The 9,768-nt window shown below is 58.5% G+C and carries 11 protein-coding genes and 2 pseudogenes; 11 read left to right on the top strand and 2 right to left on the bottom strand.

All coding sequences use genetic code 11. The annotated features are described in order from the left end of the window. The 6 genes and pseudogenes from AC5ZGW_RS44015 to AC5ZGW_RS43990 all read left to right on the top strand — a co-directional run. A pseudogene (locus AC5ZGW_RS44015) lies at positions 1–135 on the top strand (SMC-Scp complex subunit ScpB); the annotation flags it as partial. Between the two features lie 188 nt (positions 136–323). Next, the gene (locus AC5ZGW_RS44010) at positions 324–1,376 is read left to right on the top strand and encodes a DNA-processing protein DprA (protein ID WP_130230589.1); all 1,053 of its coding nucleotides are present in this window, start codon (positions 324–326) and stop codon (positions 1,374–1,376) included. A gap of 1 nt (position 1,377) precedes the next feature. After that, positions 1,378–2,613, top strand: a complete 1,236-nt coding sequence (locus AC5ZGW_RS44005) for an HAD-IA family hydrolase (protein ID WP_130230591.1) — start codon at positions 1,378–1,380, stop codon at positions 2,611–2,613. A 264-nt stretch (positions 2,614–2,877) separates the two neighbouring features. Beyond that, positions 2,878–3,501 (top strand): hypothetical protein, encoded by a 624-nt coding sequence (locus AC5ZGW_RS44000; protein ID WP_245475115.1) that lies wholly within the window; start codon positions 2,878–2,880, stop codon positions 3,499–3,501. A 55-nt stretch (positions 3,502–3,556) separates the two neighbouring features. Next, positions 3,557–3,973, top strand: coding sequence for a hypothetical protein (locus AC5ZGW_RS43995; RefSeq protein WP_349645133.1), 417 nt, complete (start codon positions 3,557–3,559; stop codon positions 3,971–3,973). Then, positions 3,966–5,342 carry a helicase HerA domain-containing protein gene (locus AC5ZGW_RS43990; protein ID WP_245475116.1) on the top strand — a complete coding sequence of 459 codons (1,377 nt, stop codon included), beginning with the start codon at positions 3,966–3,968 and terminating at the stop codon, positions 5,340–5,342. The genes AC5ZGW_RS43995 and AC5ZGW_RS43990 overlap by 8 nt, the downstream gene beginning before the upstream one ends. Here AC5ZGW_RS43990 and AC5ZGW_RS43985 read toward each other — a convergent pair. Then, positions 5,339–5,521 (bottom strand): hypothetical protein, encoded by a 183-nt coding sequence (locus tag AC5ZGW_RS43985; RefSeq protein WP_245475117.1) that lies wholly within the window; start codon positions 5,519–5,521, stop codon positions 5,339–5,341. The two genes, AC5ZGW_RS43990 and AC5ZGW_RS43985, sit on opposite strands and share 4 nt — an antisense overlap. A 123-nt stretch (positions 5,522–5,644) precedes the next feature. Here AC5ZGW_RS43985 and AC5ZGW_RS43980 point away from each other — a divergent pair, with 123 nt between their 5' ends. The 5 genes from AC5ZGW_RS43980 (at position 5,645) to AC5ZGW_RS43960 (ending at position 8,390) form a co-directional block, all read left to right on the top strand. Continuing rightward, positions 5,645–5,962, top strand: a complete 318-nt coding sequence (locus tag AC5ZGW_RS43980; RefSeq protein ID WP_245475118.1) for an ATP-binding protein — start codon at positions 5,645–5,647, stop codon at positions 5,960–5,962. Between the two features lie 117 nt (positions 5,963–6,079). Then, the gene (locus tag AC5ZGW_RS43975) at positions 6,080–6,271 is read left to right on the top strand and encodes a hypothetical protein (protein WP_463702886.1); all 192 of its coding nucleotides are present in this window, start codon (positions 6,080–6,082) and stop codon (positions 6,269–6,271) included. Positions 6,272–6,454: 183 nt separating this feature from the next. Then, on the top strand, positions 6,455–7,090 hold the full coding sequence (locus AC5ZGW_RS43970) for a DUF433 domain-containing protein (RefSeq protein WP_130230593.1): 636 nt from the start codon (positions 6,455–6,457) through the stop codon (positions 7,088–7,090). Positions 7,091–7,098: 8 nt separating this feature from the next. Continuing rightward, on the top strand, positions 7,099–7,518 hold the full coding sequence (locus tag AC5ZGW_RS43965; RefSeq protein WP_245475119.1) for a type II toxin-antitoxin system VapC family toxin: 420 nt from the start codon (positions 7,099–7,101) through the stop codon (positions 7,516–7,518). A 410-nt stretch (positions 7,519–7,928) separates the two neighbouring features. After that, a complete protein-coding gene (locus tag AC5ZGW_RS43960) occupies positions 7,929–8,390 on the top strand; it encodes a hypothetical protein (RefSeq protein ID WP_130230597.1) in 462 nt (153 codons plus the stop codon). 393 nt (positions 8,391–8,783) lie between these two features. Here AC5ZGW_RS43960 and AC5ZGW_RS43955 read toward each other — a convergent pair. Next, positions 8,784–9,706, bottom strand: a pseudogene (locus tag AC5ZGW_RS43955) (IS3 family transposase); the annotation flags it as partial. Positions 9,707–9,768 lie beyond the last annotated feature (62 nt).

Below are 9,768 nucleotides of genomic sequence, written 5' to 3'. Positions count from 1 at the left end.
CGCGATCTTCCGGATATGGAAGCGCTGGAGGACGCCGGCCTGCTCAGTAAAGATAAAATGTTGGCTGGGGAGTTTCCGGATCCCTTGCCGGCACATGACGAGGACCAGCTCGATGACGAACAAGCTGCAGATTGACCGATTATGGCCTAGAGCTATATCGGTTAGGAGGTTGACGGGCTTCCAAAGGGAAACTACCGACCTGCGCGTATCTGTCGTTGGCCCGATAACCAAACCGGGAATGCGGAGGTGAGCCATGACCCGTCAATTAAACACATCGCCCAAACACTGATATCCGACCAATTCTCCGAGAGGCGTTGATTTCGATGATCAGTACCGAGACGCGAACTGCTGCCGGCATTCTTACTTTGACCGCGCTGCGTGGCATTGGCCCCGCAACAGCCGAACGCCTCGCGGAGCGGTTTCAGCTTCTCGCCGCCATTGCCGACGCCGAGCCTGCGAAACTGCGGTCACTAGTTTCAGCCTCGGTCATCGAAAGCCTTCATGAACCGACTGCATTGGCCAACGCTGGTGAGAAGGCTCAGCGCGTGCTCGACGAGGCCGATCGGCGCGGCGTACGTGTCCTTTCCGTGTTTGATCAAGACTACCCAACGGCGCTTCGCTCACTCCACGACCGTCCGCCTGTCCTCTTCGTCAAAGGCAAGTTGCCGCCACTTCGTAGTGTCGCTTGCATCGGCACGCGCGAGCCGTCCGAGTTTGGAGAAATCGTCAGCGATAGAATCATCGGAACACTAGTCGGTGCTGATTGGGCAATCGTCAGCGGTCTCGCGACGGGCGTCGACACGCTCAGTCATCAGGCTGCGCTACGCCATCGCGGACGGACGATTGCCGTGATGGCAGGTGGGCTTGATGGCATATACCCTAGGCAAAACGCCAAGCTGGCCGCTGAAATTCTTGAGACGGACGGCATGCTCGTCAGCGAGCAGCCATTTGGCGTGCCGCCGTCCCCCCGAAACCTCGTCCAACGCGACCGCCTCCAAAGCGGTCTCTCGATCGCGACGTTCGTCATGCAGACCGACATCAAGGGCGGCTCCATGCACACCGTTCGCTTCACGATTCAGCAAAATCGCCTGCTCTTTGCACCCGTCCCACAGGGACGACACGCGGCCGAGCCCAAGAGCCAGGGCATCTTGGCCATGACTCAACTGCCGGCGATGCGGTTCGCCGACGCCGTGCGGGCTGAGGGTGACTATCGTCGCATCCTCTTGGCGCGCTTCCGGGACGAGCCCGTGGCGGTGCCGCTGGCGAGCCGAGAGGATTACGCCTCTATGTTGGAGTTGCTGGAGACGCGCCTGATCGCCGGGGAGCAACCGGAGCTCCGACCAGCCTCTGCTTCAACCCAGACGTCGATGCTCTGACATGCCGGGCGTCTTCCTGTTCGATCTCGACATGACACTTGTCGACAGCTCGGCGCTCGCGCAGATGCGGCGCTTCCAACTGTGGGAGGAAGTGCGTCGCAACATGCATCTCATCAGGCCGTTTCCGGCCCAGGGAAGCGCTGCTCCGCACGAATTGCCAGGTCTTCTGAAGGCAGACGGCCAAGCCGTCGGAGTCGTGACCTCGTCGCCGAGATGGTATGCGGAAGCCGTCCTTGGACAGTTCCGCATCCCCTACGACGTACTTGTCACATACGGCGATACGGAGAACCACAAACCGGACCCCGAACCTTTGCTCAAAGCGCTTCAGGTACTCGGCATTCCGCCGAGCCGGCAATCGCTCTATATCGGCGACGATGTTGGCGATGTGGAATCCGCATATCACGCCGGCTTAGCCTCGGTTGCGGTAAGATGGGGACCATCATCGATATTCGAACTTTCCTCAACTGCCCCGGACATCTTCATGTCGAAAGCCTCGACTCTGTTGCGTCGGGATCGCATTGGGGGACGATGCTACATCGGCGAAGCCCTGACCCATGGCTGGGACTTCCACAGCCATTGGGGATCTATCCTCCATTGCGATGACGACCCAATTGTATATGCGTTAGGCAGATACTTCACAGCCTCCGACCCGCGCCACGCCACGAGCGTGCTAAGCGGTGCAGTCCTGTCCCTGAAGAATGACGACACCTACGCCAAGATCCTTGGTGAGGCTATCGGCAAGGCCATCGCGAATCTCGATTGGACGCCGGACTATGTCGTACCCGTGCCGATGAAACCATCCCAGCAACGCAATCGATTCGAACAGCTCCTCAACGAGGCGACCAATCATTTTGACGAAGACATCGAACTCGAGCTGAAGGGGTTGCGCTGTGTCAAGGAAATCGAAGGTTACAAGCAGATGAACCCGCTTGAACGCTCCGAAGCAATCAAAGGCGCGTTCCACTCCAACTTCAAATGGAACGGCAACAAGGTTCTACTCATCGACGATGTCTATACGACCGGCGAAACCACTGGGGAATGCGTGCGGACGCTAACCGCGAGCGGGGCTGGCGAAGTCAGAGTAATGACCTTGGCAAAAGACCAGCGTGTCTTTTCGCGCAAGGTCTGTGCAGCCTGCGGTCGATCGATGAAGATCCGAACAAATTCGACAACCAACGCGAAATTCTGGGGGTGCTCTGGATATCCGGACCACTGCCAAAACACTGAGAATTTCTAACGGATGTGTACAGCGTCGGCGCAGATCGCGACCCGTCGCGACACAAGGCAATTGGGGGACCTGAGTGGCCGATGGAGATGATAATTCCGATGCGCGGTTCCACTTCAGCAAGAGCGGCGATCAGGCAAACTCAGCTCTTGACTGGGATCACGGGCCGGATCACGTCCGCAAGGCCATAGGAGAGGCGCTGAACGCTCGAAACGTAGCCTCGGCGCCGGCTGCTCGTCTCTCGTGGTCGATAAGCAAGAGCGCGGGATCTCGACCATGGCTCCGCTGGCGAAAGAGTTCTGTAAGCACCCCGGAGAGCCTCAGATCGATGATGATTTTAACCCTATCCCTGCGCCGGCATGGGCGCTCGATAAGGCTGATGTCGAATTTCTTGGAAAGCTCGGCGCCAGTTTGGAGGATGCCGAGTACTCCCGAAATCTGGAGCGGCTCATGGAGCTGCTTTACAGCCTGCGGTTCGTTTACAGGAGGAGCAAGAAGGCGACGCACGAGGCCAGTGGCAAACGGGTCGAGAGTATCATTCAGAAAGTAAAGTCGTTCCTCTGGGAGCGCTGCACGAACGGGGAGTTTGCCAACGGCGATACTTCCGTTCTCGATCTCTACGAGGCATTTTACAGGAAGCTCGTTCTGCGAGATAGGTCTCTGCCAAGACCGTGGGTGTTCACCACCAATTACGACCTATTCAACGAACGCGCGATGGACCGCCTTGGCTTGCCTTACGCGAACGGCTTTTCCGGCGTGGTCGAGCGGTCGTTTCAACCCGACCACGTTCCGCTACGCACTCGCAGAACAGCTCGACCTGACAAGCCGAAAGTGGTCGGCCGTCGATGGCTTCGTTTACCTTTGCAAGCTGCACGGCTCGATCAGCTGGACGGAAGATGACCACGGCCTGTTCCCGATCCGTGAACTCTGGCCGCAAGACGCACCTTCGAAGGTGATGATCTATCCGACGCCGGCCAAACAGAACTCAAGCCTTGGCTCTCCATACGCGGACCTATTTCGCGAATTTCAATCGCGAGTGGTGCGCGAGCAAAGCGTCCTTATCACTGCGGGCTATGCTTTCGGCGACGAGCACCTCAATCACATCATCTACCAAGCTCTGACGATCCCAACCTTTCGGCTAGTCATTTTTGCGGACCCCGACTCAAATGGGGAAATCGCCAAGCTGCGCGCGCTCAACGATCCACGAGTCTGGATCATTGGCGGTGACGGCCCTCCCGGCGGCAGCCCAGCGCACTACTTTAGAACCATCGTCGACCACTTCATGCCGCAGCGGCAGACAGAGCGGATTGACGACGCGGTACGTCTCGTCATTGAAAGTATGGGCTCGAGAAAAGAGACGGACGATGAGTAATGATGACCGCCGACGTGCAATTGGAAAGGTGATCTCTGTCGCAGCCGACCGCTTCGTTATTGAGGTGCATGGCGGGACCGACAACTTCACAGTTGTTGGCTTCGACGGCATCCACTACGTCGCGCGGCTTGGCTCCTTTCTCGTGATCCCCGCGCAAACCGAGTATGTCGTCGCCGAAGTGGTCGGCGTCCGAGAGCGGGACGGCCCAGGTCGCGGCGATGGTCAGATGGACAAGGCTAACTCAGCCAAATTCCTGGACGTCGTTCCCGTCGGCATGCTGTCGGTGGCGCCCAATGGCAAGTTTCGTTTCGGGGTATCAGTCTTCCCATCGCTCTTTTCCGACGCGCTGTATGCTCTCGATACCGAGCTCGATCGCATCTTCGATACGGAAACCGATGCGGTAAAGTCGATAGGGCATAATGGATCCGACTGTATTCCAGCCGACGCCACGCGCTTCCGCAATCTCGGCATCGGCCAGTCGGTTATCTTTGAGGACTACCAGGTCCAAGTTCGTATCGACGACTTCTTCGGAGGTCATGTCGCTGTGCTCGGCAACACTGGCAGCGGAAAGTCTTGCACGGTTGCGTCCATCCTGCAGGCTCTCTTTGAGAAGCCGGACGAGCATCACGCGCGCGGCGCGACATTCGTAGTCCTAGACGTGAATGGCGAATACCACACCGCGTTCGAGAAACTACCAAGTATCGCCGATATCGGCGTGGAACGTGTAATCCTTGACGGCAGCGCTGCAGCTAATAAATTTCGTGTGCCGCACTGGTTCCTCGATCTTGCCGAATGGGAATTGCTCCTTCAGGCCAGCGAGCGCACCCAACTTCCCATTCTGCGAATGGCGTTGGGATTGACCACGCTGTTCGGGCAGGCAGGAGGCACTCAGCTCAATGACTTTCGCAACCACATCTTGGCGACTTGTATCACCCAGATTCTCGGAGACGAAACCCAGCCCGGCGCGAAGGAAACTCGGATACGCGGGATTCTTCAGCGATTCCGAACGCAGGAGATCAACGCCACCAAGCTCGGCCGTTGGATCAGCGTCAGCTATGGCAACATGCCCGCTCTGCAAGACGCCTATAAATACCTTGCTGGCTCAGACGGGGTGAGTGGCTTTATCAACCCCGATTTGAAATTCCCCGATTACGACGGAACGCCGTTCGACTTCGCAGCGCTCGGAGACGCGATTGATCTCTCCCTTCTCTATGAAGAAGCCCACGGAAATCGTCAGATCCGCGACTACTGCTCGCAGATGGTAACGCGCTTCAAAGCACTTCAGGAGCGCACCGACTATCGCTTTCTGCGCCACCAGGCCGATGAAGCATTGGAGCCAACGGACTTTCTCGCTCGGCTTCTCGATTAAAGGCCAAGGATGGTGGACACACCAAGTCTGCGCAAATCGTCATAATCGATATGAACGCCGTGGAAGATGAGGTGGTTGAGCTGGTCAGCGCCGTACTCGCGCGCATGGTGTTCCGCTTGCTTCGGCACGCCGACCCGCGCAATCGTTTCCCAGTGCATCTCCTCTTGGAAGAAGCGCATCGTTACGTCGCTTCGACGCCTTCACGGTACGCAATGGATGCAGGTCGTATATTCGAACGCATATCTAAGGAAGGTCGAAGGTACGGTCTTTTTCTTCTAGTCGCTTCGCAGCGACCAAGCGAATTGTCCAAGACTGTCCTCTCCCAGTGCTCTAATTTCGTCGTGCATCGGATTCAGAATCCAGATGACCTTTCTCAAATTCGGCAGATGACGCCATTCATCTCAGACGCCGTGCTTCGCCGCCTCCCGTCGTTGCCGAAGCAGCACGCCTTGGTGTTCGGAAACTCGGTCAACCTTCCAACGACCTTCAAGGTGCGGAGTGCGTTCCCGCTGCCGGCGAGTGATGACGCAAAGATTGTCGACCTGTGGTTCCACGAGGCGGGACGGCCTTCACTGCTGCGGTTCGGGTCGGCCACGACGACACTGGCGGCTGATGATTGAGCGCCCGTCATCAGAAGAGATGGCGACCGCCCTCGAAGCCACTGGCGATTATCGAGTATTGCGCCGGCTGCGCGTTCGATCCGGTAGCCTAAATCCCCACCTGGGACTGGCCGCGGCATGGTACTTGACTTCCTGTCACATTTTGGCTTCGACGCGCCGTGCGACCTGCCCGATATGGAAATGCTCGAGGAGGCCGGCCTGCTCAGCAAGGCCAAAAGGTTGGCCGGCGAGTTTCCCGATCCGTTGCCGGCACATGATGATGACCAGGACGATGACGAAGAAGCTGCAGATCGGACAGAGACAGGCTAGCCACATTTTCGCTGCGATGATCGTAATAGCGGCGAAGGAGACGTTGCACGGAGCCTAAACCCCAGCGCTGGCTAGGCATCCAAGAGACGGGCCGGTATCACGCTGGGGAATTCTTTAAGGCCGTGCCTTGTCGACCTCCTAATTCATCCCTATATTGGGGATGAATTATTGATGGAGTTCCGCATGTCTTCCGCCGAAGTATTGACACTCACGGAAGCAGGTTACGTGCTGAACCGGTCCGCGGCTGCGCTCAACAAGGCCGTCGATACCGGCATCATTCGCGCACGTCAGCGACGCGTCGGAAGCGGCGTTCAGCGCCTCCTCGGCCCGGCGGAGATGCGCTTTCTGCTGGTCGCCGACAGACTGGAAAGAGATCTCACCCCTGCGGGCCGGCGTCGCCTGTATGAGGCGATCCGGCAGCTCTCTTTCGACGCGCACCGAGTCGCGTTTGGCGAACTGGTCCTTGATCTCGGCAAGATCGACGCCGACCTCAAAACCCGTCTCCACCGTCTCGATGAACTGCGCCGATGGGTACAAGTCGGAGGTGATCGCAACGAACCCATCATTAAAGGCACCAAGATTCCTGTCTACATGGTGGCGGCCCTCGCCCGTGGGCAATCGGCCGAGGAGATTGTCGACGATTTTCCGTCGCTGACGCGCGATCAGGTTGAGGCCGCGATCGAATATGCCAAGGCCTATCCAAAGCGAGGACGCCCCTATCCCTCGCGGAGCCTGAAGCGGGCGCTGGCAGAGCTAGCCGACCTCGGGTTCGATGACGAAGCCGAGGCGGGCGAGGTTGCGCCGCGCCGGATTCCGTGACCGCATATTTGATCGACGAGAACGTGCTTCGCGAGTTTGGTGCGCGTGGCAACGGGAACGTGCGCAAGTGGCTTGCAACAGTCGACGATTCGGACCTCCGTCTGAGCGCCGCCACGCTTTTCGAGAAGCGGCGCGGCGCCGAGATGTTGAAGCGCCGCGATGCGGACAGGGCCGCGAACTTGCTCAAGACGATCGGTGCAATCGAGAAAGCCTATGCGGACCGGATCATTCCGATAGACGCAAGTGTCGTCGCGGAATGGACCCGACTGCTTGGATCGAAGAACAAGGATCGGTGGGATGTGGCCCTCGCGGCGACTGCGCGGGTTTACGATCTTGTCCTCGTCACCCGCAACATCAAGGACTTCGAGACGCGCAGCGTGCGATTACTTAATCCCTTTCGTGACCCGCCGGTCCGGATTGAATCCTGACACGCCGCGATGTTCAAACGATGACTTGGATAGCTGCACATCGAGCTCGAGGACGTAAAAGCAGCCTGCCCTCGTTCACATCCGACCGACCACGTCGCGCCATCTGTCCGTGACGATAACGCGAGCCGGAAACCCTGGACGGATGGTGAGTGCGCAAGGTTATTTGAAGAGATCTGGGATATCGTAGCTAGGCTACGATTCGCGAGCTGGATCCAAGTGGCTAAACCCAAGCTTGGGTTCACGCCGCTGACCAGCGAACCCGGTCGTGTGGGGACGAATTTCCGTTCCCGTTTCCCGCGCCAAAGCGACCAATAAGGTTCTACAATGCCGTCAAGTGATAAATGTGAGTCACGAACTCAAGGTATGGACTTCCACTTCTATTTGGACACATAGCGCGGGCGGCGATCTTTATGACTGACGAAGAAGGATCAGGAGACCTCTATCCCGAGTGGCTCGTGGCAGAGAACCTAAGCGAAGCTGTCTGGCTGCGCCTCCGACGTTTCACCAGTCCGACACTTTGCGAAAGAACCATTGCGGCCCGTGCGCCCGGGCTTGCTCCCGATATCCCACAGAAGAAGGGACAGGAACTCGCATTTGCCGTTCGGAGCGCTCTTGGCTATTGGCGGAGCGAGCCCGGCTCGCTCAATGCCAGAGTGCTCACGCGATACTACGCGCTGCTCCAGATCACGATTGCTGAGCAGGTAGCGAGCCCGCAATCCACCGCCGACCTGAAGGACATCCAAGCTCACACGGAAAGCGGCCACGGGCTTTGGACGATTGCGGCAACCGGGAGAGGAGTTTCCATTCAACTACAAAGTCGCTTGCCGGGACCGCGGTCATTTTTACGAGTATTGCCGCTTTCGAGGCGTTGATCTGAAGCCGGTCGCATCCAAGCCGCGGCCCGACAGTTGGGACAGAATCTCGACGGACGGCCAAGCGCGCTTGATCTCTCTAGCCGATTTATTGCGGCGCATTCCCGAACTGCAACTGTTGATCGAAGAGACATTAGGAGCAGCGCCGTTGTCACTCCACGTCGCCTACGCGGACCAAAACAATATAGAGCGCGCCGAGCGGATACAGCAACATACGGCGAAGACTGGCGAGATAGTGTTCGACGTTCCTGTCACGACGCCCGAAACGACAACGTACATCGGCATCCACCCGCATGGCCGGAAGATCACAGCAGGCTTTCTGAACAGCCTAGACCGGCCAATAAAGAACATACGGCCGGCTCACCCAAAATACCCCGCGGGATCGCATCCCGCTCAACAAACTCTCTTCTCTTCAATCACATAGCCAGATGGGTGTTCTGATGCGCAGTTGTAGAAGCCTTCGATGAAGGCGAAGATGTCGCGCTGGGCCTCGAGGCGGGTTTGGTATTGACGATGATGAACGAGCTCGGGCTTGAGAGTGTGGAAGAAGCTCTCCATCGGGGCATTGTCGTAGCAGTTGGCTTTGCGGCTCATTGATCCTGCGATTCCGGCAGCCGACAGGATCGCACGATAGTCTTGCGAGGCGTATTGTACGCCGCGATCGGAATGATGGATCAGTCCTGCAGCGGGCCGCTGCTGGCGGATCGCCATCGTCAGCGCGGAGGAGACGAGTTCGACCCGCATGTGGTCTCGCATCGCCCAACCGACGATCTTTCGGCTGAAGAGGTCCATGACGGCCGCCAGGTACAGCCAGCCCTCCGCGGTCGGGACGTAGGTGATATCGGCGAGCCAGACCCGATTGGGGGCTGCGGCAGTGAAGTCGCGCGCGACCAGGTTCGGCGCGATTGGCAGATCGTGACAACTGTCGGTGGTGCGGACTCGACGTGGCGGCGACATGATCGCGCGAATACCATGCCGTCGCATCAGCCGTTCAATCCGGCCGCGGCTGGCACCACGTCCCTGCATCCGCAGGACGGCATGGACCCGCGGACTACCATAGCGCTGGCCGCTCTCACGATGGACCTGCCGGATCTCGGCCAGCAGCACAGAATTGGAGATTGCGCGGCCGCTCTCCAGACGATCGCGCCAAGCGTAATAACCGGCCGGGGAAACCTCGAGCACGGCACACATCAGCCGCACCGGATAAGCCTCGCGGTGATCTTCGATGAAGCGGAAGCTCATGTCCGGGTTCCGGCAAAGATCGCGATCGACTTTTTTAAAATGTCGCACTCCATGCGGAGCGTTCGCATACGACGAAGACCGCCTGATCGACGCATGCGCGCGGGCACGGCGAGCTCTATGATGGCGTTGCGTGAAG

Source organism: Bradyrhizobium sp. Crot121, assembly GCF_059512385.1.
This window is presented reverse-complemented; position numbering and strand designations above follow the sequence as displayed.